The organism is Saccharopolyspora rosea, assembly GCF_025643595.1.
In the GTDB taxonomy this organism is placed as follows: Bacteria; Actinomycetota; Actinomycetes; order Mycobacteriales; family Pseudonocardiaceae; genus Saccharopolyspora; species Saccharopolyspora rosea.
In genome coordinates, this window is sequence record NZ_CP102826.1 from 6,083,523 (window position 1) to 6,107,113 (window position 23,591).

At 70.7% G+C, this 23,591-nt stretch carries 14 protein-coding genes; 3 read left to right on the plus strand and 11 right to left on the minus strand.

Annotated elements, in window-relative coordinates; genetic code table 11:
- Positions 1–6 precede the first annotated feature (6 nt).
- Complete coding sequence (locus NV263_RS28325) at positions 7–1,113, minus strand: ADP-ribosylglycohydrolase family protein (protein ID WP_263249851.1); 1,107 nt, start codon at positions 1,111–1,113, stop codon at positions 7–9.
- Between the two features lie 240 nt (positions 1,114–1,353).
- On the opposite strand from NV263_RS28325, the gene pdxR reads away from it, so the two are divergent.
- Positions 1,354–2,733 (plus strand): MocR-like pyridoxine biosynthesis transcription factor PdxR, encoded by a 1,380-nt coding sequence (gene pdxR, locus NV263_RS28330; RefSeq protein WP_263249852.1) that lies wholly within the window; start codon positions 1,354–1,356, stop codon positions 2,731–2,733.
- Positions 2,734–2,860: 127 nt separating this feature from the next.
- Positions 2,861–3,313: a DUF6319 family protein gene (locus NV263_RS28335; protein WP_263249853.1), complete on the plus strand. Its 453-nt coding sequence runs from the start codon at positions 2,861–2,863 to the stop codon at positions 3,311–3,313.
- Positions 3,314–3,446: 133 nt separating this feature from the next.
- Here NV263_RS28335 and NV263_RS28340 read toward each other — a convergent pair whose 3' ends face one another.
- Both NV263_RS28340 and rpoB read right to left on the minus strand, forming a co-directional pair.
- A complete protein-coding gene (locus tag NV263_RS28340) occupies positions 3,447–7,358 on the minus strand; it encodes a DNA-directed RNA polymerase subunit beta' (RefSeq protein WP_263249854.1) in 3,912 nt (1,303 codons plus the stop codon).
- 107 nt (positions 7,359–7,465) lie between these two features.
- Complete coding sequence (rpoB, locus tag NV263_RS28345; RefSeq protein WP_263249856.1) at positions 7,466–10,969, minus strand: DNA-directed RNA polymerase subunit beta; 3,504 nt, start codon at positions 10,967–10,969, stop codon at positions 7,466–7,468.
- A 963-nt stretch (positions 10,970–11,932) separates the two neighbouring features.
- On the opposite strand from rpoB, the gene NV263_RS28350 reads away from it, so the two are divergent.
- Positions 11,933–15,085: a CHAT domain-containing protein gene (locus tag NV263_RS28350; protein WP_263249858.1), complete on the plus strand. Its 3,153-nt coding sequence runs from the start codon at positions 11,933–11,935 to the stop codon at positions 15,083–15,085.
- Positions 15,086–15,089: 4 nt separating this feature from the next.
- On the opposite strand, the gene NV263_RS28355 is transcribed toward NV263_RS28350, so the two are convergent.
- Genes NV263_RS28355 through NV263_RS28390 form a run of 8 tightly spaced genes read right to left on the minus strand, consistent with a single transcriptional unit; the run spans position 15,090 to position 23,557 of the window.
- A complete protein-coding gene (locus NV263_RS28355) occupies positions 15,090–16,067 on the minus strand; it encodes a hypothetical protein (protein ID WP_263249860.1) in 978 nt (325 codons plus the stop codon).
- A 47-nt stretch (positions 16,068–16,114) separates the two neighbouring features.
- Complete coding sequence (locus NV263_RS28360) at positions 16,115–16,636, minus strand: nuclear transport factor 2 family protein (RefSeq protein WP_263249861.1); 522 nt, start codon at positions 16,634–16,636, stop codon at positions 16,115–16,117.
- Positions 16,637–16,662: 26 nt separating this feature from the next.
- Positions 16,663–17,766, minus strand: coding sequence for an MlaD family protein (locus tag NV263_RS28365; protein ID WP_263249863.1), 1,104 nt, complete (start codon positions 17,764–17,766; stop codon positions 16,663–16,665).
- Complete coding sequence (locus tag NV263_RS28370; protein ID WP_263249864.1) at positions 17,766–18,971, minus strand: MCE family protein; 1,206 nt, start codon at positions 18,969–18,971, stop codon at positions 17,766–17,768. Before NV263_RS28370 ends, NV263_RS28365 begins: the two co-directional genes overlap by 1 nt.
- Positions 18,968–20,152 (minus strand): MCE family protein, encoded by a 1,185-nt coding sequence (locus NV263_RS28375; protein ID WP_263249865.1) that lies wholly within the window; start codon positions 20,150–20,152, stop codon positions 18,968–18,970. The genes NV263_RS28370 and NV263_RS28375 overlap by 4 nt, the downstream gene beginning before the upstream one ends.
- The gene (locus NV263_RS28380) at positions 20,149–21,129 is read right to left on the minus strand and encodes an MCE family protein (RefSeq protein WP_263249867.1); all 981 of its coding nucleotides are present in this window, start codon (positions 21,127–21,129) and stop codon (positions 20,149–20,151) included. The genes NV263_RS28375 and NV263_RS28380 overlap by 4 nt, the downstream gene beginning before the upstream one ends.
- Positions 21,126–22,151: an MCE family protein gene (locus NV263_RS28385; RefSeq protein WP_263249869.1), complete on the minus strand. Its 1,026-nt coding sequence runs from the start codon at positions 22,149–22,151 to the stop codon at positions 21,126–21,128. The genes NV263_RS28380 and NV263_RS28385 overlap by 4 nt, the downstream gene beginning before the upstream one ends.
- Positions 22,148–23,557, minus strand: coding sequence for an MCE family protein (locus tag NV263_RS28390; RefSeq protein WP_263249871.1), 1,410 nt, complete (start codon positions 23,555–23,557; stop codon positions 22,148–22,150). Before NV263_RS28390 ends, NV263_RS28385 begins: the two co-directional genes overlap by 4 nt.
- Positions 23,558–23,591 lie beyond the last annotated feature (34 nt).

Consider the following 23,591-nt stretch of genomic DNA (forward strand, 5'->3'; position numbering starts at 1 on the left):
GTCTCCTCACCAGGCGGGGTAGCGATGGGTCCAGGCGGGGTCGGTCGGCGGGCCGGGGCTGAACTCGGCCAGCGCGTCCCGCGCCAGCGCCTCGATCACGTCGCGCAGTTCCAGGGTCCGCAGCCACTCCGGCGGAACGGCCCGGGTGCCGTGCAGGGCACCGGCGATGTTGCCGCACACCATGCCGGTGGAGTCCGAATCCCCCGAGTGGTTCACCGACAGCAGCAGTGCGGTGCGCAGGTCGGCGGTGGCCGTCGCCGCGTACAGGCCGATGGCCAGCGCCTCCTCGCCGACCCAGCCCTGGCCGAGCGCCGCCTGGAGCTCCTCCGGGGACACCGGTCCCTTCTCGGCGAGCTCGACCGCCGCGTCGAGCAACCGCAGCTGCTCCTCGTGACCCCGCCAGCGCATCAGCAGTTCACGAGCCAGGCGAACGGCCTCGGCGATCGGCACGTCCCGGATCAGCTGGTGCACCACGACGGCCAGCACCCCGGCGGACAGGTAACCGCTGGGGTGGCTGTGCGTCAGCGCCGCGGTGCCCACCGCCGCCCAGAACACCTCGGCCGGGTCGTTGGACCACACCGCCACGGGCGCGGCGCGCATCACCCCGCCGCAGCCCTTCGAGTCGTTGATCCGGTGCTCCGGGGTGGCGTGCCGGTGGGTCCGCGCGAAGTTCGCCAGCGCCGACATGCACGTGCTGCCGGGTGCCCTGGTGTTGAACAGGCCCGCGGTGCGGATCAGCCAGCCGTCCGGCTCGCGCAGGTGCCGGGCGTAGGGACCGCCCGCCTCCGCCCAGGGCTGGTTCTGCGTGTGGTACCAGCGCAGGTAGGCGTGCTGGACCTCGGGGACGGGGTCGTTGTCCACCGGCCGGAGCCGGCGTGCGATGTGCGCGCGGATCAGTCCTTCCAGGGTGAACAGCATCATCTGCGTGTCGTCGGAGATCCGCGCGAGCCCGTCGCGCAGCACCGGCTCGGTGATCCCGTTCTCGCCGTGCTCCCGCCGGATGGCCGCGATGTCGGAGAACTCGACGGCGAAGCCGAGGGCGTCGCCCACGGCTCCGGCCAGCACAGAGCCCAGGAACCGCTCGTGCGGGTCGACAGCGGTGGGTTCCCCCATCGCGCACCACCTCGGTCGTCGTTGCAGCTCGGCCGTCCACCGCGGATCAGTGGCCCACCGCGACGGCTCGCCGCCGGCGATCTGATCGCGCGGCGGAACGTTACCAACCGCGACCGGCGCGGTCGGCGGCCTCGGCGGGGTTCGCCGGTGTCGTGGCGATCACGCGTTCGATGCGGCCGTCCGGGCGTCTTGACTGGTTCGTCCGCACGGACGGGTGGCCCTTCGGTAGGGTCCGAATCCGTGACAGCCGGATGGTCCAGTTCCCTGGATCTGCACCCGCACCCGGACAGCCGCGGTCTCGCGGAGGCGCTGCGCACCGCGATCCGGGACGGTCGGCTGCCCGCGGGGAGCCGGGTGCCGTCGACCCGCGCGCTGGCGCACGAACTCGGCATCGCCCGCGGGACCGTCACCCGCGCCTACAACCAGCTGGTCAGCGAGGGGTACCTGGTGGCCCGCCAGGGTGCGCCGACGACCGTGGCCGCGCGGCTGGCCAGCCCGGACCCCGTCGACTCCCCGCACCCGCCGGAACGGCCCGCGCCGCGCTGGGACTTCCGGCCCGGCCGCCCCGACCTGAGCGCGTTCCCGCGCCGCGACTGGCTGGCCGCCAGCCGCCGGGCGCTGCGCGCCACCCCCGCCGGGGACCTCGACTACGGCGACCCGCAGGGCCACCCGGCGCTGCGCGAGGCCCTGGCGGACTACCTCGCGCGAGTCCGCGCGGTGGCCACGACCCCGGACCGGATCATCGTCTGCAACGGCTACAGCCAGGCGTTGTCGCTGCTCAGCACGGCCCTGCACGAGCAGGGGCTGACGTCGGTGGACTTCGAGGACCCGTCGCTGCCGCAGCTGCGGGCGATCCCGGACAGCCTCGGGATCGAGGTGCGCGGCGTGCCGGTGGACCGCGACGGGATCGACGTGTCGCGGGTGCGCAGCAAGGCGGTGGTCGTCACCCCGGCGCACCAGTTCCCCCTCGGCACCACGATGAGTTCCTCGCGGCGCACCGAACTCGTCCAGGACGCCAAGGCGGCGGACCGGTTGATCGTCGAGGACGACTACGACGGGGAGTTCCGCTTCGACCGGCAGCCGATCGGCTCGCTGCAGGGCATGGCGCCGAACCACGTCGCCTACGCGGGCACGGCGAGCAAGACGCTCGCTCCGGCGCTGCGGCTGGCCTGGCTCGCGCTGCCGCCGCACCTGGTCGAGCCGGTGCGGGTGGTCAAGCGGCACAGCGGTCTGCACGCGCCGCTGTTCGAGCAGCTGGCGATGGCGGAACTGATCCGGTCCGGCGGCTACGACCAGCACGTCCGACGCTCCCGCGCGCTCTACCGCAAACGCCGGGAGGTGCTGCTGGACGCGATCGGCCGGATGCGAGCCGACCACCGGCCGTACCCGGCGAGCATCGCCGCCGGACTGCACCTCACGCTGCGGCTGGACCCCAGCGGGCCGACGGAACGGGAGATCCTGGCCCGGGCCCGCAAGCACTCCGTCGAGCTGGAGGCGCTCGGGCCGTACTGGGTCGCCGCGGGCGAGCCGCCGCCCGGGGTGGTCATCGGGTACGCGGCACCGCCCGAACGCGCCTTCGGGGCCGCGCTGGACGCGCTCGTCGAGGTCCTGGACGCCTGAACGCGGCGGGGGTGACTCCTCGCGGCCGGTCCGCGACCAGCCGCTAACGTCGACGGCGCCGACTGCGCAGGAGCGGGGAACACCTGTTCTATCCTGGTTCCCCGCCGTGACCAACAGGGAGAGTGAGTTGACCGAAGAACAGCCGGGCACCGACCAGTCCACCGCGGCAGCGACCGCCCCGGCCGAGGCGACGAGCGACCAGACCGCGCAGCACGGCCGGACACCTGAGGAGTCCACCGCCGACACCTCGGCGGAGTCCGCCGACAACCCGGCCCCGAAGAAGAAGCGCACCAAGTCGACCGCGCGCAAGACGCGCACGGTCGAGCTGACGCTGACCGTCACGGGGACCGCGGAAGGCGAGTGGCAGGCCGACCTCCTGCACTCCGGAAAGCGCGTGGTGCAGGGGCTTTCCATCCCGGCCGCCGCGGTGTCCAAGGCCGCCGCCGAACTCCACCAGGACATCTCGGAGACCATCGAGAGCGTCATCAGCGCGGCCCGCGAACAGCACGAGGCCAAGCTCGCCGAGCTGGAGGCCGAGGTCGAGCGGGTCCGCAAGGCCCTGGCGGAACTGGAGAACTGACCCGAAGCGGTCGACGAACGGCTCCCGTCCGGCGCGGACGGGAGCCGTTCGCACTTCCCGGCCCCGGACGGCGGAGGGCCCCTGTCCGGAGGAGTCGGACAGGGGCCCTCGGGTCTCGTGCCGTCAGGGCACGTCAGCGGTAGTCGCGGCCGAAGTCGTAGTCGTCCAGCGGCACCGCGGCACCCGTTCCGGCGCCGAACACATCCGGGGTGTAGTAGCTGTCGTCGTAGGACGGGATCGCGTAGGCCGCGGCCCGTGCCTCCTCCGTCGGCTGCACCTGGATGTTGCGGTAGCGGTTGATGCCCGTACCGGCCGGGATCAACTTACCGATGATCACGTTCTCCTTCAGGCCGACCAGCTTGTCGCTCGCGCCCTCGATCGCGGCGTTGGTGAGGATGCGGGTCGTCTCCTGGAAGGAGGCCGCCGACAGCCACGACTCGGTGGCCAGCGACGCCTTGGTGATGCCCATCAGCACCGGGCGGCCGGACGCCGGGTCGCCGCCCTCGGCCACGACGCGGCGGTTCTCCGCCTCGAACTGCGAGCGCTCCACCGGCGAACCGGGCAGGAACTCGGTGGCACCCGAGTCGATGATGATGACGCGCCGCAGCATCTGGCGGACGATCACCTCGACGTGCTTGTCGTGGATGCCCACACCCTGCGAGCGGTACACCTCCTGCACCTCGTCCACCAGGTGCAGCTGGGCCTCGCGCGGACCCATCACGCGCAGCACCTCGTGCGGGTCGACCGCGCCTTCCAGCAACTGCTGGCCGACCTCGACGTGGTCGCCGTCCTGCAGCTGCCGCTCGGTGCCGTCCACCGAGATCGCCGCGAGCCGCTGCCGCTTGGACAGCTTGTCGTAGACGATCTCCTCGCCGCCGTCGTCCGGCGTGATGGTGATCTTCCAGTAGCGGTCGTTGTCCTCCAGCCGGACGCGACCCGAGGTGTCGGCGATGGGCGCCTTGCCCTTCGGGACGCGGGCCTCGAACAGCTCCTGGACACGCGGCAGACCGGTGGTGATGTCGTCACCGGCGACACCGCCCTGGTGGAAGGTCCGCATCGTCAGCTGCGTACCCGGCTCACCGATCGACTGGGCGGCGACGATGCCGACCGCCTCGCCGACGTCCACCAGCTTGCCGGTGGCCATCGACCGGCCGTAGCAGACCGCGCAGACGCCGTAGGCCGACTCGCAGGTCAGCACGCTGCGGACCTTGACCTTGGTGACGCCCGCGCCGATCAGCCGCTCGATCGACGGGTCGCCCAGGTCGGAGCCGCGGGTGATGACGATGTTGCCGTCGGCGTCGGTGATGTCCTCGGCCGCGGTCCGCGCGTAGACGCTGGTCTCCACGTGCGGGTGCCGCACCAGCGTGCCGTCCGGCAGCTTCTCGGCGACCGACATCTTGATGCCGCGCTCGGTGCCGCAGTCGGCCTCGCGGACGATGACGTCCTGCGAGACGTCCACCAGACGACGGGTGAGGTAACCCGAGTCGGCGGTGCGCAGCGCCGTGTCGGCCAGACCCTTGCGGGCACCGTGGTTGGAGATGAAGTACTCCAGCACCGACAGGCCCTCGCGGTAGTTGGCCTTGATCGGACGCGGGATGTACTCGCCCTTCGGGTTGGACACCAGACCGCGCATACCGGCCAGCTGCACGACCTGCGTCATGTTACCGGCCGCCCCGGACTTGACGATCATGGCGATCGAGTTGTCCTCGGGGAAGTTCTTCTCCATGGCGTCGGCGACCTCTTCGCGAGCCGCCGTCCAGACCTTGACCAGCTCGTCGTTGCGCTCCTGGTAGGACAGCGCACCGCGGCGGTACCGCTTCTCGACCTGGTCGGCCTTGGCCTCGTAGGAGTCCAGGATCTCGGTCTTGGTCGGCGGCACGACCACGTCGGAGATCGACACGGTCACACCGGAGCGGGTGGCCCAGTGGAAGCCGGCGTCCTTGAGCCGGTCCAGGGTCTGCGCCACGGTCACCATCGGGTACCGCTCGGCCAGGTCGTTGACGATCGCCGCCTGCTTCTTCTTCGGCAGCAGCTCGTTGACGAACGGGTAGTCCTCGGGCAGCAGCTCGTTGAACCACACCCGGCCCAGCGTCGTTTCGGCCAGCCACGGCTTGCCCGGCTCCCAGTCCTCCGGCGTGGCGTCCTTGGCGGGCACCACGTCGCGCAGCCGGATCTTGATCTTCGCCTGCAGGTCCAGACGTCCCAGGTCGTAGGCCATGATCGCCTCGCCGACCGAGGAGTACGCCTCGCCCTCGCCCTGGGCGCCGTCCACCTGGCGGGTCAGGTGGTACAGGCCGGTGACCATGTCCAGTCGCGGCATCGCCAGCGGCCGACCGGACGCGGGCGAGAGGATGTTGTTGCTGGACAGCATCAGGATGCGGGCCTCGGCCTGCGCCTCGGCGGACAGCGGCAGGTGCACCGCCATCTGGTCACCGTCGAAGTCGGCGTTGAACGCCTCGCAGACCAGCGGGTGCAGCTGGATCGCCTTGCCCTCGACCAGCTGCGGCTCGAAGGCCTGGATGCCGAGGCGGTGCAGCGTCGGAGCGCGGTTGAGCAGCACCGGGTGCTCGGCGATGACCTCTTCCAGCACGTCCCACACCTGCGGGCGCTGGCGCTCCACCATCCGCTTGGCGGACTTGATGTTCTGCGCGTGGTTGAGGTCGACCAGCCGCTTCATGACGAACGGCTTGAACAGCTCGACCGCCATCTCCTTCGGCAGACCGCACTGGTGCAGCTTCAGCTGCGGGCCGACCACGATGACCGAACGGCCGGAGTAGTCGACGCGCTTGCCCAGCAGGTTCTGGCGGAACCGGCCCTGCTTGCCCTTGAGCAGGTCGGACAGCGACTTCAGCGGCCGGTTGCCCGGGCCGGTGACCGGACGCCCGCGACGGCCGTTGTCGAACAGCGCGTCCACGGACTCCTGCAGCATCCGCTTCTCGTTGTTGACGATGATCTCGGGCGCGCCGAGGTCGATCAGTCGCTTGAGGCGGTTGTTGCGGTTGATGACCCGGCGGTACAGGTCGTTGAGGTCGGAGGTCGCGAAGCGGCCACCGTCGAGCTGCACCATCGGACGCAGGTCCGGCGGGATGACCGGCACGCAGTTGAGCACCATGCCGCTCGGGTCGTTGCCGGTGTTCTGGAACGCGGCGACGACCTTCAGCCGCTTCAGGGCGCGCAGCTTCTTCTGGCCCTTGCCGGTGCGGATGGTCTCCCGCAGGCCCTCGGCCTCGGCGTTGATGTCGAAGTTCTCCAGCAGCGCCTGGATCGCCTCGGCACCCATGCCACCGGTGAAGTACTCGCCGTAGCGGTCGTACAGCTCGCGGTAGAGCACCTCGTCGGCGATCAGCTGGCGGGGCTCCAGCTTGGTGAAGGTCTCCCAGATCTCGTCGAGCTTGTCCAGCTCGCGCTGCGCGCGGTCGCGGAGCTGGCGCATCTCGCGCTCGCCGCCCTCCTTGACCTTGCGGCGCACGTCGCTCTTGGCGCCCTCGGCCTCCAGCTCGGCCAGGTCGGCTTCGAGCTTCTGGGCCCGCGCCTCCAGGTCGGCGTCGCGCTGGTCGGCGATGCGCTTGCGCTCGACGCTGATCTCGCTCTCCAGCGTCGACAGATCGTTGTGCCGCATCTCGGTGTTCACCGAGGTGACCACGTAGGCGGCGAAGTAGATGATCTTTTCGAGGTCCTTGGGAGCCAGGTCGAGCAGGTAGCCCAGCCGGCTCGGGACGCCCTTGAAGTACCAGATGTGCGTGACCGCGGCGGCCAGCTCGATGTGGCCCATCCGCTCGCGGCGGACCTTGGCGCGAGTGACCTCGACACCGCAGCGCTCGCAGATGATGCCCTTGAACCGGACCCGCTTGTACTTACCGCAGTAGCACTCCCAGTCCCGGGTGGGGCCGAAGATCTTCTCGCAGAACAGCCCGTCCTTCTCCGGCTTCAGGGTGCGGTAGTTGATGGTCTCGGGCTTCTTGACCTCGCCGTACGACCACTGGCGGATGTCGTCGGCCGTGGCGAGGCCGATGCGGAGTTCATCGAAGAAGTTGACGTCCAGCACGTCGGGTCTTCTCCCTTTGTCGGAAAGGTTCCTGCCGTTGCCGGCAGGGGTGCCAGGTTGGGTCGGGGCCGGTCCGCGGACGCGCGGTCCGCGGACCGGCGGCGAGGTCAGTGGGCGATGTCGTCCACCGACGGCGACTCGTTCCGGGACAGGTTGATGCCGAGGTTGGCCGCGGCACGCTCCAGGTCCTCGTCCTCACCGTCGCGCATCTCGATGGCCGCACCGTCGCTGGAGAGCACCTCCACGTTCAGGCACAGCGACTGGAGCTCCTTGAGGAGCACCTTGAACGACTCCGGGATGCCGGGTTCGGGGATGTTCTCGCCCTTGACGATCGCCTCGTAGACCTTGACGCGGCCGACGACGTCGTCGGACTTGATCGTCAGCAGCTCCTGCAGCGTGTACGCGGCGCCGTAGGCCTGCATCGCCCAGCACTCCATCTCACCGAAGCGCTGACCACCGAACTGCGCCTTACCACCCAGCGGCTGCTGGGTGATCATCGAGTACGGACCGGTCGACCGGGCGTGGATCTTGTCGTCCACCAGGTGCGACAGCTTGAGGATGTACATGTACCCGACGGCCACGGGGTACGGGTACGGCTCGCCGCTGCGCCCGTCGAGCAGCTGGGCCTTGCCGTCGCCGCCGACCAGCCGGTCCCCGTCGCGGTTCGGCTTGGCCGAGGCGAGCAGACCGGTGATCTCCTCCTCGCGGGCACCGTCGAAGACCGGGGTGGCCGTGTTGGTCCCCGACTCGACCTCGTACAGCTCCTCGGGGAGCCGCTTGGCCCAGTCCGGATCCCCTTCGATGGACCACCCCTGGGAGGCGATCCAGCCCAGGTGCGTCTCCAGGACCTGACCGATGTTCATCCGTCGCGGCACGCCGTGGGTGTTCAGGATGATGTCCACCGGGGTGCCGTCCTCCATGAACGGCATGTCCTCGGCGGGCAGGATCTTGCCGATGACACCCTTGTTGCCGTGCCGGCCGGCGAGCTTGTCGCCGTCCTGGATCTTGCGCTTCTGCGCGACGTAGACCCGCACCAGCTGGTTGACGCCCGGGGGCAGCTCGTCGTCGTCCTCGCGGTTGAACACGCGGACGCCGATGACCTTGCCGGTCTCGCCGTGCGGCACCTTCAGCGAGGTGTCGCGGACCTCGCGGGCCTTCTCGCCGAAGATCGCGCGCAGCAGCCGCTCCTCCGGGGTCAGCTCGGTCTCGCCCTTCGGGGTGACCTTGCCGACCAGGATGTCGCCGCCCTGCACCTCGGCACCGATGCGGATGATGCCGCGCTCGTCGAGGTCGGCCAGCACGTCGTCGGAGACGTTCGGGATGTCCCGGGTGATCTCCTCGGCGCCGAGCTTGGTGTCGCGGGCGTCGACCTCGTGCTCCTCGATGTGGATCGAGGTGAGCACGTCGTCCTGCACCAGGCGCTGGGACAGGATGATCGCGTCCTCGTAGTTGTGCCCCTCCCACGGCATGATCGCGACGAGCAGGTTCTTGCCCAGCGCCATCTCGCCGTTCTCGGTGCACGGGCCGTCGGCGATGACCTGCCCGGCCTCGACCCGGTCGCCCTCGTTGACGATCGGCTTCTGGTTGATGCAGGTCCCGTGGTTGGAACGGGAGAACTTCTGCATCTTGTACGACCGGCGGGTGCCGTCGTCGGCCATGATCGTCACGTAGTCGGCGCACAGCTCCTCGACCACACCGGCCTTCTCCGCGGTGATCACCTCACCGGCGTCGACGGCGGCGCGCAGCTCCATGCCGGTACCGACCAGCGGGGCCTCGCTGCGCAGCAGCGGCACCGCCTGGCGCTGCATGTTCGCACCCATCAGGGCGCGGTTGGCGTCGTCGTGCTCCAGGAAGGGGATCATCGCGGTCGCGGCGGAGACCATCTGCCGCGGCGAGACGTCCATGTAGTCGATCTCGGCGGGGGCGAGCAGCTCGACCTCGCCGCCCTTCCGCCGACCCAGCACGCGGTCGTCGACGAAGTGGCCCTCGTCGTCGATCGGCGCGTTCGCCTGGGCCTTGACGTAGCGGTCCTCCTCGTCCGCGGTCAGGTAGTCGATCTGGTCGGTGACCCGGCCGTCGACGACCTTGCGGTACGGCGTCTCGATGAAGCCGAACGGGTTGACCCGCGCGAACGTGGCCAGCGAGCCGATCAGACCGATGTTCGGGCCTTCCGGCGTCTCGATCGGGCACATCCGGCCGTAGTGCGAGGGGTGCACGTCGCGGACTTCCATGCCGGCGCGCTCGCGGGACAGACCGCCCGGACCGAGCGCGGACAAGCGGCGCTTGTGCGTCAGGCCCGCGATCGGGTTGGTCTGGTCCATGAACTGCGACAGCTGCGAGGTCCCGAAGAACTCCTTGATCGCGGCCACCACGGGGCGGATGTTGATCAGGGTCTGCGGGGTGATCGCCTCGACGTCCTGCGTGGTCATCCGCTCGCGGACCACGCGCTCCATGCGGGACAGGCCGACCCGGACCTGGTTCTGGATCAGCTCGCCCACGGTGCGCAGGCGGCGGTTGCCGAAGTGGTCGATGTCGTCGACCTCGACCGGCACGGTCTCGCCGGTCTCGGCCCCGTCGGCACCGCGCACCGGCATCTCGGTCTCGCCGGCGTGCAGGCGGACCAGGTACTCGATGGTGGTGACGATGTCGTCCTCGGTGAGCACGCCGGTCTCGTACGGCAGGCTCAGACCGATCTTCTTGTTGACCTTGTAGCGGCCGACGCGCGCCAGGTCGTAGCGCTTCTCCTTGAAGAACAGGTTCTCCAGGAGGGTCTGCGCGCTCTCCTTGGTCGGCGGCTCGCCCGGGCGCAGCTTGCGGTAGATGTCCAGCAGCGCCTCGTCCTGGCCGGCGGTGTGGTCCTTCTCCAGGGTCGCCATCAGCGTCTCGGAGAAGCCGAACCGCTCGCGGATGGCCTCGGCGCTCCAGCCCAGGGCCTTCAGCAGGACGGTGACGGGCTGGCGGCGCTTGCGGTCGATGCGGACACCCACGGTGTCGCGCTTGTCGACGTCGAACTCCAGCCACGCGCCGCGGCTGGGGATGATCTTGACGCTGTAGACGTCCTTGTCCGTGGTCTTGTCGACCGACTGGTCGAAGTAGACACCGGGGGAACGCACGAGCTGGGAGACCACGACCCGCTCGGTCCCGTTGATGATGAAGGTCCCCTTGTCGGTCATCATCGGGAAATCACCCATGAACACCGTCTGGCTCTTGATCTCGCCAGTGGTGTTGTTGGTGAACTCCGCGGTCACGAACAAGGGGGCCGCGTAGGTCATGTCCTTGTCCTTGCACTCGTCCACCGAGGCCTTGACCTCGTCGAAGCGCGGATCGGAGAAGGACAGCGACATGGATCCGGAGAAGTCCTCGATCGGGGAGATCTCGCTCAGGACCTCCTCAAGACCCCCCACGGGATTCTCTTCGCCGGCGTCGACCCGGCGCTGGAACCAGGCCTCGTCACCGACAAGCCATTCGAAGGACTGGATCTGCAGGTCGAGCAGATTCGGCACGTTCAACGGCTCGCGGATGTTCGCGAACGAGACCCGCTTGGGTGCCCCAGGGATCCCCGACGTGAAGTTGGAAGCTGCAGAGACCTTGGTCGCGCGGGAGACTGCCAAGATGCGTCCTTCCGGGACTCTGAACTGGCTACAGCCGCATCAGTGGAAAACCGGCCAGGTGCGGCTAGGCCAGCCCGTCCGCCAACACAGCTGTCAAGGGTGCAATGGCGCCCACGATCCTACGGCCCGGCGGGCGGGCAGACGGAAAGAGGGCAGCGCAAAGTAGCAGTCTAGCCGGAACGACGCCAGCTGTCGAGGGGGCCCACCTGAAGGCGGCCCAGCCCCGTGTCGACGACCAGAGTGAACCCGCAGCCGCCCTCAGTCAAGAGATCAAGCTCCGATCACTCTCGTGGCGCAAAACACGATCACGTCCAGTAACACCCTCGTCCTCGATCTCGCCTGGTCAGGGGCTCTTTTGCGGCCCCGTTCCAGGGTGCGGGCGGCCCGGCGCGCCGACCGCGGAGAGACCGCGCCGCCCCTCCGCCGGAACCAACGCCGGAGGCGGGAGATCCATTCCCGGCGGCGCGGAAGTCCATGATCGTCTTTCTCGGCTCGTGCGGCGGACGGGTGCGCGGGCCGACGCGCCCTGGCGCTCGCTCGCGACCGAGCGCCAGGGCCGCTGGACGCACGGTGACCGATTCGCAATTCCACTCGGCGAGACGGCCGAATCCGCCGATCGCGCGGAATCCGGAATGAGATTCCCATTCCGACAATCGGCCGACTACTTTCCGCGTCGGGTCAATTACCCGGGGCGAGCCGGCGGTCCGACCAATTCCCGGGCGGTGCGGCAACCGGGTGAGAGCGGGCTCCCGCGCGGCCAAAAGCTCCTCGTGGCAGGCGCGGGGCGAGTAGGTTGCTCGACACGCTCGGCCGTTCGCGGGCCCGGTGGAGCCAGCTCCCCCAGCGGTCCGATTCCCAGGTGCTGCACATGGGCTACTCGGCGATCGCGAACGCCGGTAGCGTGATACGCCCCGTCGTGTTGACGCGCTCCCACTGCGTGAGAAAGCCACAGGAGAACTGCCGATGACAGACGATGCGAACCGCGCGAAGGAGCGGTTCCGCGGACTGCAGCGCTGGAGGGGAAGCCAAGACCGCGGAGGGTCCAGCTCCAGCTGGTTCTCCGAGGCCCACGACGACAGCGCGGAGACCTCGGCGCCCCAGCCGCGGGTCCCCGGACAGGCCCCCGCGCCCGCACCGCAGCAGGCCCCGGAGCCGCGCCGCACCCCGGAGCAGCGCTACGCCGACGCCATCGCGGCGATGAACAACATCGTCAGCACCCTCGACTTCCAGGCGCTGCCGTGGGTCACCGAGGTGTTCCGCGCCACCGCCGGGGTGCTCTCCGAGGACAACCCGGCGCGCGCGGGCGTGCTCAACAACCTCGGCAGCGCCTCGCAGCTGCACTACCTGCGCAGCGACGACCTCGCGCACCTGGAGGACGCCATCGCGTACTACCGGTCCGCGAGCGACACCGCGCACAGCGGTGACCAGGATCTCGTCCTCTACCGCTGCAACCTGGTCCTGGCGCTCAACGACTACGCGAAGCGCACGAGCGGCGCCGAGTCGGCGGCCGAGGCGGTGGCGGTGGCCCGGGAGACCGCGCGGACCACCTCGCAACGCGACCCGCGCCGGGTGATGGTGCTGGTGCGGCTGGCGCACGCGCTCAAGCTGCACGCCCGGCTGGCCGCCGACACCGGCTCCGACGACGCGTCGATCGACGCGTTCCGCGACGCCGTGCGCATCTCCCCGGCGCGCGAGCAGGCCACCGCGGAACTGCTGATCAACCTCGGCGCCGCGCTGCTGCGCCGGTACGGGCGCGGCGAGGACATCGACGACCTGGACGAGGGCATCAAGCACCTGGGAGCCGGCGCCGGTGGGCTGTCCGACGGCGACCCGCGGCGCAGTGCGCTGTGCCACCTGGCCCACGCGCTGCGGCTGCGCTTCCAGCGCAACGGCGACCTCACCGACCTGAACTCGGCGATCAACGAACTCGTCGGGGTCCTCGGGGTGCTCGACACCGGGCACCGGCTGCTCGGCCGCGCGGTGTGGCACCTGGCCGCCACCGCCATCGAGCACGTCGACGCCACCGGCGAGCCCAGCCAGCTGCGCCGGGTGCTGCGGCCGATCGGTCCGGCGGTGCGGGCGATGGCGGCCGACGACGCGCACCGGGCCACCGCGCTCGCCGCGTACGGGGCGCTGCTGCGCCGCCACTTCCAGCACGGCGCGGAGGCCGGGGTGCTCGACACCGCGGTGACCGCGGGCGAGGCGGCCGCCGACGCCGCGACCGACGAGCAGCGCTCCGCGGTGCTGACCTCGCTGGTGGTCACCCTCCTCGCCCGCTTCGAGCAGTCCGGCGACCTCGGCGACCTGGACCGGGCCGAGGAGATCGCGCGCCAGGCCGCGTCCGCGGCCACTCCGGACACCGCCGCGCAGCACGCGGCGCGCACCCAGCTCGGGGCCGTCGCGCTGCAGCGGTTCCGGCGCCTGTCGAAGTCGCAGGACCTGGAAACCGCCGTGGAACTGCTCGACCAGGCCCTCACCGAGATGCCCGCGACCGCGCCGGTCCGGGCGACCGCGGCCACGCACCTCGGCCGCGCCCTGCGGACGCTGCACCACCGCAGCGGTCGACGCCGCTACTACCGGTGGGCGCGCAAGGTGCTCGTCGAGGCGGCGGAGCAGCCGACCGCACCCGCCGACCAGCGGCTGCGGGCCGCGGCCCAGGCCGGGCGGCTCGCCGCGCAGACGGGCCGGTGGTCCGAGGCCGTGGAGTCGTTCACCACCGCCGTGGAACTGCTGCCGCTGGTCACCCGGGGCAAGCAGGTCGTCGCCGCGCCCGCCGCGCAGCAGCGCTGGGCCCTGGTCGCCGCGGATGCCGCGGCGGCCGCGCTGGAGAGCGGCGAGCCCGAACGGGCCGTCGAACTGCTGGAGTACGGCCGCACCGCGATCCTGTCCGAATTCCTGCCCGCGGGCGGTGAGCTGGGCGCGCTGCACCGCACCCACCCCGACCTGGCCGACGAGGCGGTGCGGTTGCGCCGCCTGCTCGACCGGCCCCCGCGGGAACCGGTGCTCGACGGCGTCGACGACCGGACGCGACTCGCCGCGGCCTGGGACGACCTCGTCGCGGAAGCGCGCCAGGTGCAGGACGGGCACCTGCGCCTGAAGCCGTTCGCGGAGCTGTCCGAGGCGGCCCGGGACGGCGCGGTGGTGCTGGTCAACCTGAGCCGCTACCGGTCGGACGCGCTCGTCGTGTTCGCGGGCCGGGTGCTCACGGTGCCGCTGCCGAAGGCCGATCCGGAAGGCGCTGCCGAGCGGACGGCAGCGCTGCTCACCGCGGCGCAGCAGGGCGACCAGGCCGCGGCGTCCGAGGTGCTGGAGTGGACGTGGCAGCGGATGGCGCGCCCCGTGCTGGACCGCATGGGTTACGTGGGAGCCCCGCAGGACCGCTGGCCGCGGTTGTGGTGGAGCAGCGCCGGGCCCGCCGCGTACCTGCCGCTGCACGCGGCGGCCCAGGGCGACCAGTGCGTGCTGGACCGGGTGGTCTCCTCCTACACGCCGACCCTCGGGTGCCTGCTGCGCTCCCACCGCCGCCCGCTCCCGGACGGCGGCACGGCGCTGGTCGCCGCCGGGTCGGCGCAGCAGATCGGCCGGGAACTGCCGCGGCAGAACCAGATCCTCGCCCAGCACTGGCCGTCGGCCGCGATCGTGTCGACCGAGAGCACGACCGCCCCGGACGTCCTGCGCATGCTGCCGGAGCACCCGTGGCTGCACGTGTGCGAACCCAGCTCCCAGTACCCCGGTCAGCCCGCGGCGGGGCTCGTGCTGGACCGGGATCCGCAGCGCTCGCTCGGGCTGGTGGAGCTGGGGCAGGTCACGCTCGACCAGGCCGAGTTCGGCTACCTCGGCCAGTGCGCCACCGCCGCCGACAGCCCGTCCGCAGCCGCCGTGCCGCTGCCCGCGGCGATGTGCTTCGCCGGGTACACCCACGCGCTCGGCGCGCTGTGGGAGGTCGACGAGGACGCGGCGAACCGGGTGCACGCGGACGTCTACGCCGAGGTGTTCGGCGCGGACTTCGACACCGACCGCTCCGGGCCCGCGCTGCACGCGGCCACCCGGAAGCTGCGGCAGGAGTCACCGGAGACCCCGCTGTCCTGGGCCGCGCAGGTGCACGCCGGGCCGTGACCGGTCAGCGCAGGGTGATCCGGTCGATCTTCCAGCGGTCGCCCTGCTTCTCGACTCCCACGCTGAGCTGGGCCGGGCCGTCGTTGCTCTGACCGTTGTTCGCGCGCATCGCGTGCTGGTCGACGAACAGCAGCACCTCGGCCCGGTCGCCCTGCAGCCAGGTGACGGCGCTGGACTTGACCGTCGTGGTGACGATCAGCTGCTGCTGCGGCGCCTGCTGCTTGACCACCGCGAACAGGTCGTCGTACTTCTGCACCGCCGACCCGACGAGCAGGTCCTTGGCCGCCCGCTCGGTCTTCGCGGTGTCGTTGAAGTCGTAGGAGAACAGCTTCTCCACGGCGTCCTTGACCTGGCCGTTGACCTCGCTGGTCTCGCCCGCCGACACCAGCGCCCCGTTCGCCGCCGGGCCGGTGAAGTACGTCGTGTACGCCTCGACGCCGAACCACACCGCGAGTCCGGCGCACACCACGGCGCCCGCCGCCAGCGCCGCCGCCAGGCGCTTCCCGGACCGGCGAGCGTCGTCCCCCGGCTCCGGGAGGTCCGGCGCGGCGTCGGCCACCGGCTCCGCCGGGGCCTGCTCCCCCGGCAGCTCCGCCACGGTCACCGCGGTCTCCGGCTCGGCGTCGGCCGCCGGCGTCGTCTCCTCCGGTTCGTCGTCCGGTTCGGCCGCGCCGGCCGCCGTGCTCGTCTCGTCCGCGTCGGCGTCGGGTTCCGCCGGACCGGCCGCCGCCGTGGCCCGGTCCGCGTCGGCGTCCGGTTCCGATCCCGCCTGATCCGCCGGGTCGGCGGCGTCGGCCGGTTCCTCCTCCGGGGCCGACTCGGTGGCGACCGCGGACCGGTCGTCGGTCTCCGGCTGTTCCGGTGGGCGGGTGTTCTCCCGGGTGGCGTTGGGCTGGTCGCGGCGGCGCAGGCCCGCGACCCGCGGCCGCCGGTTGGAGCCCGCGGGGCGGCTGGGTCCGGTGCGGCGCTTCGGGGTTGACACTGCCTTCACTCCTCGGGGTGACTTCGGGTGGGGCGGTGGCCGACTGGTCAGCCGACCGGCACGGCGCCGAGACCGCTGAGCTTCCAGGTGTCCCCGACGCGGGTGAGGTCGGCCTGGTAGCGGGTCGGTTTGACGCTCGGCGGCTGGCCGTCGATGTTCACGGTCACCTGCACCACCGCGATCATGCGGGCCTTGCCCTCGCGGTCGTTGAGCTCGACGAGCCCGGCGTCGAGGACCTTGGCGGTGGTGCTGCTCTTGGCCTGCCCGAGCTGGTCGGCGTAGGACTTGCGGCCCTGGCGCACCTCGTCCAGCAGCGGGCCGGTGGCGTTGCTCTCCCAGCGGTCGAGGCCGCGCTGGACGTCCCGGTAGTCGAGGGTGTTGAAGTTGATGATCGCCCCCTGACCCTCCCGCAGGACCTCGTCGCGCTCGGCCGCGTAGGCGACCCCGGAGTCGTTGGCCGCCAGCACCCACAGGATTCCGCAGGCCAGGCAGACCACGAACGTCGCGGCGAACAGCGCGGTCGCCCCGCGCACGCCGCGCCGGGGCCGGCTCTCGGTTTCGGCGGACATGTCTCCTTCTCCCGTTCCCTCCGCGGTCACTGGCCGGGGGCGTTCTGCGCACCCCGGACGTCGGTCGGGCTACCGCGCGGCGCCTCGCACCGGGCATTGGTGTTCAACGGGGCCGGGGTCATCTCGTTGCCCGCCCGCCGCTGGGTGCCCTCGTACCCGTTGGTGCAGGGCAGCGGGTCGAACACGTTGAGCACGAGTCCGAAGTGGGCGGTGCCGTCGCCGGGCACCACGGTGTCGCCCGCGGCGACCACCGCGGGGTAGAGGGTCATGATCTGCTCGATGCCGTCGGTGTTGCGCGCCAGCACCTGCGAGGTCGTGGTCAGGTTCGCCAGCAGCGGGCTGAGCTTGTCGTTCTCCCGCAGGAAGCCGCTGACCTGCTGGGCGGCGGGGGGCGCCCGCTCGATGAGCTTGCGCAGGTCCGGGTCGGACTGCTTGAGCTGCTCGGACAGCGCCCGCAGGTCCTTGCTGTAGGACCGGATCGCCGAACCCTGGTCGTTCTGGGTGGCCAGCACGGTCTTGCCGTCGGCGAGCAGCTGGGTGGTCTGCGGCAGGTTCTTCTGGGCCTCGGCGGTGAACTCCCGCGTGGTGTCCACGATGGTCTGCAGGTTGCCGCCGTTGTCGCGGAACGCGGTGCCGAGTTCGCTGACGACGGTGCGCAGCGAGTCCTCGGGCACCGACTTGGAGAAGGTGTCCAGGTTGGTCATCAGCGTCTCGACCGGCAGCGGGGTCTGCGTGTCGCGCTGGCGGATGACCGATCCGTCCCGCAGGAACGGGCCACCGTCGCGGTTCGGCCGCAGGTCGACGTACTGCTCACCGACCGCGGACCGGTTGGTGACCACGGCCTCGACATCGGAGGGGATCTTCGGCGCGCTGGGGTCGATGTTCAGCGGTGCCGCCACCCCGTCGGCGGTCAGCCGCAGCGTCCCGACCCGGCCGACCGGCACGCCCCGGTAGGTGACCTCGGCGTTGTTGAAGATCCCGCCGGTGTCGGCGAGGTTGAGCTGCACCACGTAGCCGCTGGACCCGAACAGCCGGTCCAGCCCCGCGTAGCGGGCGCCCGCGTAGCTGACGCCCACGAGCGCGATCAGCACGAACGCGAAGATCTGGAGTCGAACCTTGCGGGTGAGCATCAGTCGCCTCCCAGGAGGGAGCCGAGCAGGCCACCGGAGGACTTCGGCGGTTGCTGCGGCTGTTGCTGCTGTTGCGGGGCCTGCGGCTGCTCGCCCTGCTGCGACGGCAGCGGCAGCGGCGGGGCGTCGGGCAGCCGCACCAGCGGCTGGCGGGACCGGCTGATGTTGTCCAGCACGTGGCTGAGGTTGAGGTCCACGTTGGCGTAGAGGTTGGTGTAGTCGCTGCCCTGGATGCCGTCGACCGCGTTGTCCGGGAACGGGAACGTCAGCAGCAGTTCCAGCGACTTGGGCAGGTTGTTCCCGGCGGCGGCGAGCTGGTTGAGGGTCGGCGCGAGCTGGTTGAGGTCGTGCACCACGTCCTGGTGGCTGCGGTTGACCACGTCGGTGGCGACGCCGGAGAGCTTGTCCAGTGATCGCAGCATGGTGACCAGCTGGGTGCGCTGCTGGTCCAGCACGCGCAGCCCGGGTTCGAGGTCGCGCAGGGCGACGTCGATGCTGCCGCGCTGGGCGTTGAGCCGGGCGCTGAGCCGGTCGACGCTGTCCAGGGCGCGCACGATGTCGTCGCGCTGCGCGTCGAGCCCGCCGACCAGCTTGTTCACATTGGACAGCAGACCGCACACGTCGCTCTCGCGGCCTTCGAGGGCGGCGTTGAGCTCCTTGGTGATGTCCTGCAGCTGGGCCACGCCACCACCGTTGAGCAGCATCGACATCGCCCCGAGGACCTCCTCGACCTCGGGGTTGCGGCTGGTCCGGGTGCCGTCGATGGTGTCGCCGTCGGCGAGGCTGCCGATCGGCTGCTGCGGCTGCGGCGGGTCGGCGAGCTCGACGTACTTCTCACCGAGCAGGCTGGACTGGCGCAGCCGCGCGACCGCGTTGGCGGGCAGCTTCACGTCGCCGTTGACCTGCACGGTCACCTCGGCCTGCCAGGTTCCGGCGGCGAGCCCGATGTTCTCCACCCGTCCCACCGGGACGTCGTTGACCCGCACCCCGGCGTTGGGCACCAGGTCGAGCACGTCGGCGAACCGGACCTTCACCTCGTAGGGCTTGTCCCCGACGTCGGCGCCGCCGGGCAGCGGCATGTCGTACACGCCGCGCGAACTGCAGCCGCCGAGCACGAGCAGCGCCACCGCCGCGAACGCCCCGATCCGGGCGGCCTTGCGCCCGGTGCCGGGCCGGCGGCGCGCGAGTCCGTTCCGGAGGTTCATCGGGTGCCTCCCTGGTCCGTGGACAGCGGGAGCGGCAGGGGCGGCAGCTTGCCCTGTTGCAGCGAGTTGATGGTCTGCGCCGGGGTGGGCAGCTTGGCGACCCCGTCGAGGACCGGTTGCAGCGAGGTGCAGGTGTCCTGGAGTTCCTTGGGCACGTCACCCGGGCTGTGCTGGCGCAGCATCTTGCAGACCGACACCAGTGGCGGCTGGTTGAGCTCGTTGATGTCCGCGCGGGTGTCCAGCGTCCCGGACGCGCCGTTGTAGGCGTTGTTGAGGTTCCCCAGCGCGAGCGGGGCGTTGGTCAGCGACTCGTTGAGCGCCTTCTTCTGCTCCACCAGCACCGCCGCCACCGAGTTCAATTGGTCCACATTGGACTTCAGGTGCGCCCGGTTGTCCCGCACGAAGGACTCCACCTTGCCCAGCGCCACGGCCAGCTCCGCCATCGAGGCGCCCATGTCCTGCCGCTCCCCCGCCAGGAACGAGCTGACCTGCTGCATCTGGCCGTTGAACCGGCGCACCTGGTCGTCGTTGGCGGCCAGCATGCCGGTGAACTTCTGCAGGTTGTCGACGGTGTCGAACAGCTGCTTGCTGTTGCCGGACAACGTCTTGCCGGCCTGCCCGAGGTTGCGGATGGTGTCCGACAGCGCCTTGCCGTGGCCGTCCAGGTTCGCCGCGCCGGTGTTGAGCAGGTCGCTGAGCGCGCCGTCGCGGTTGGCGCCGTTGGGGCCGAGCGCGGTCGTGAGGTCGTTGAGGCTGCGGTAGATCTGGTCCAGCTCGACGGGCGTGGCGGTGCGCTCCTCGGGGATCACCGCGCCGTCGCGCAGCTGGGGTCCACCCCGGTACACCGGGGCGAGCTGCACGTACCGGTCGCTGACCACGCTCGGCGCCACGGCGACGGCGCTCGCGTCGGCGGGCACCTGGACGTCGCGGTCCACGCTCATCTCGACGCGCACCAGCCGTCCCTGCGGGGTGACCGAGTCGACGGTGCCCACCGGCACCCCGAGGATCCGCACGTCCCCGCCGGGGTAGATGCCCACGGCGGCGTTGAAGTACGCGGTGACCCGGCGTTCGGCAGCGCCGTTGAACAGCCACCAGATCGCCACCGACGCGGCCAGCACGAGCACCACGGCGATCGCCAGGAGGCCGGTCAACCCCCTGCGACGGACGGGCAAGCTCGTCATGGTTGACAGCCCTTCTGGTTGATCGGACCGACGGCGGGCGGCAGCAGACCGCAGATGTAGGTGTCGAACCAGTGCCCGTTGCCCAGGACGTTGGAGAACAGCCGGGTGAACGGGGCGAACATCTGGATGCTGCGGTTGAGGTCGTCCTGGTTGCGCTGGAGCATCTTCGTGACGCGGTCCAGTTCGCCCAGGGTGGGACCGAGCTGCCGGGCGTTGTCGTCGACCAGTCCGCTCAGCTGCGTGGACAGCTTCTGGGTCCCGGTCAGCAGGGCGCTGATCGAGTCGCGGCGGGCCCGGATCTCCTCCAGCAGCAGGTTGCCGTCGGAGAGCAGCTTCTCGAAGTCGTCGTTGCGGTCCGAGACCGTCTTGGTCAGCTGCGAGGTGTTGTGCAGCAGCTGCTCCAGCTGTTCGTCGCGCTTGGAGATGGTCTGGGACAGCTGGGACAGGCCGTCGAGCGCGCCGCCGACCTGGTCGGGCGTGCCGGCGAAGGTGTCCGAGAGGGTGCGGAAGCTCTGCGCGAGCTGTTTGGTGTCGATCTGGTCGACGGTCTTGGACAGGTCGCTGAACGCCTCGATGACGTCGTACGGCGACACCGTGCGCTGCCGCGGGATCGGCTGCGACGGGTCGAGTTCCCGACCGCCCTGCGGATCCAGCGCCAGGTACTTCTGCCCGAGCAACGTCTTGATCTTGATCGCGGCGGTGGTGTGGTCGCCGATCCAGGCGTCGTGCACCCGGAAGCTGACCCGCACGTGGTCGCCTTCCAGGGCCACGTCGGTGACGGTGCCGACCTTGACCCCGGCGATGCGGACCTCGTTGTCCGGGCGCAGCCCGGCGGCCTCGCCGAACTGGGCCTGGTAGGTGGTGCCGCCGATGATCGGCAGCCGGTCGAAGTTCAGCGCGAGCAGGAAGGCCAGCACCAGCGCCACGATCCCGGCGATGCCGATCTTGAGCGGGTCGCGCTGGGCGAATGCGGTCATCGCTGACACCTCGGCTGGGTCACGGGCTCGATCGGCAGTGGCAGCTCCGCCTTCCCGACGCCGACCGTGCCGCTCGCCTTGCACATGAAGAAGTTGAACCACGAGCCGTAGCTGGCGGTGCGCCCGATGGTCTCCACCTTGCCGGGCAGGTTCTGCAGGAAGTGCTCGGTGGTCGGCTCGTTGTCGTTGAGGTTCTTCGACAACCGGCCGAGCCCGGCGATGTCGTCCCGCAGCCCGGGCCGGGCGTCCTGCACCAGGCCCGCGGTGGTGTTGGTCAGCCCGTCCATCGCGGTGATCGCGTCGCCGATCGCACCGCGGTCGGCGGACAGCCCCGACACCACCTGCCGCAGCTGCCCGATCAGCCCGGACAGCTGCTGGTCGCGGGCGTTGACGGTGCCCAGCACCCCGTTGAGGTTGTTGATGACCTGGCCGATGACCTGGTCCCGGGAGGCGATCGTGGAGGTCAGCGACGCGGTGTGCGCCAGCAGGCTCTCCACCGTGCCGCCCTCGCCCTGCAACACCTGGATGATCTCGTAGGACAGCTTGTTGACGTCGGTCGGCGACAGCGCCTGGAACAACGGCTTGAACCCGCCGAGCAGCACCGTCAGGTCCAACGCGGGTTTGGTGCGCTGCAGCGGGATCGTCCCGCCGACCGGCAGGAACTTCGACGGGTCGCCCGCCCCCTGCTCCAGCGCGATGTAGCGCTGGCCGACGAGGTTGCGGTACTTGATGGTCGCGGTCACCGAGGCGGGCAGCCGCCGGTCGGCCACGTTGAACCGCACCTCGGCCAACCGCCGGTCCACCACCCGGATCGACTCCACCTCGCCGACCTTGACGCCGGCGATGCGCACGTCGTCGCCCTCGTTGAGCGCGGTGACGTCGGTGAACCGCGCGGTGTAGCTCTGCGAGGACCGCAGGTCCTGGTTGGCGATGGTCAGCACGAGCACCCCGGTGGCCAGCACCGTGACCAGCACGAAGATCAGGAACTTGACCAGGGGCGCGGTGATGCTCCGCCCGTTCACCGGTAGCTCACCTCCGCTCCGCGCAGCACCGGCCCGACCAGCAGCGAACCCCACCCCGGCACCTGCCGGGCGTCCACGCCGAGCTGGGGCGCCAGCAGCACCGACACCAGGTCCTGCTCGGCGGGCGAGTTCGGGGTCGTGGCCGGACCGTCGTAGGACTGCGGCGTGGTCGAGGCCGGACCCGACGACGGCAGGTAGCTCTCACCCATCGACGGCGGGTTCAGGCCCCCGTCGACCGGCTTGGACGCCGGCGGCGGCTTCGAACCGTCCTTGAACGGTCCGTCCGGCGGGTACTCCGGGATGGGCCGCGGCATCGGGTTGAGGTTGTAGCAGCGCGGACCGCGCTTGTCGGCGAACTCCGGCTCGTCCTGGTTCGGGACGTACTTGCCCCGGTGCGGGGTGACCTCCAGGGTGATGTGCAGGCCGGGTTCCTTCGTGCCCTCGCCGAACGCCTGCCGGATCCGCGGCTTGAACTCGACCATCTTGTCCAGGAAGCACTTGTACTCCGGCGAGTACTTGGCGAGCACGTCCAGGGTGGGCCGCTGCGACTCGCCGAGCTGGATGATGTTCTGCCGGTTGTCCTGCAGGAACCGGGTGAGGTCGCCGGAGGTCGTGGTCAGCTGTCCGGTCAGGTTGCTGAGGTTCTGCTTCTGCTGCACCAGGGTCCGCGAGGTGGTGCTGAAGTTCTCCAGCGCCTGCAGCACGTCCGGCGCGGCCTGCTCGTAGGTCTGCGCGACGCCGACCAGCTGCCGCAGGTTGTCCCGCAGGTCCGGGATGGACGGGTTGAGGCCGTCCAGGTAGGTGTTGAGCTGCGACAGCGTCTCGCCGACCGACCTGCCGCGCCCGGACAGCGCCTGGTCCAGCGCGTTGAGCGTGGCGGCGAGGTCGTCGGGGTGCACCGCCTGCAGCACCGGCATGGTGTCGGACAGGACCTGCTCCAGCTCGATCCCGGCTCGGGTGTGGTCCTGCTGGATGACGTCGCCGGACGCCAGCCGGCTCGACGCCGCCTGCCGCGGCAGTTCCAGCGACACGTACCGCTCGCCGAACAGCGTCCGCGGCAGCAGCTGCGCCGACACGTTGGACGGCAGCTGCCGCGCCTGGTCCGGGTCCAGCGCCAGGTGCAGCTCGGCACCGTCCCCTGTGGACTCCACGTTGACGACCCGGCCGACGACCATGCCGCGGACCTTGACGTCCGAGTCGGGCAGCAACTGGTTCCCGGTGGACGCGGCCCGCAGCACGACGTCCACATCGGACGTGAACGCCTTCTCGTAGACGGCCACGGTCAGGCTCAGGAACAGCACGATGCACATCAGGAACGCGACGCCGAGCAGCCGGCGCCCCACTGTTCTGCGGGACACCCGCACCCGGTCGGCCTTCATGAGCGGGCGTTCACGAGTGTCGCTCATGACGCCTCCAACGTGGTCAACGCACCTCGGGTAC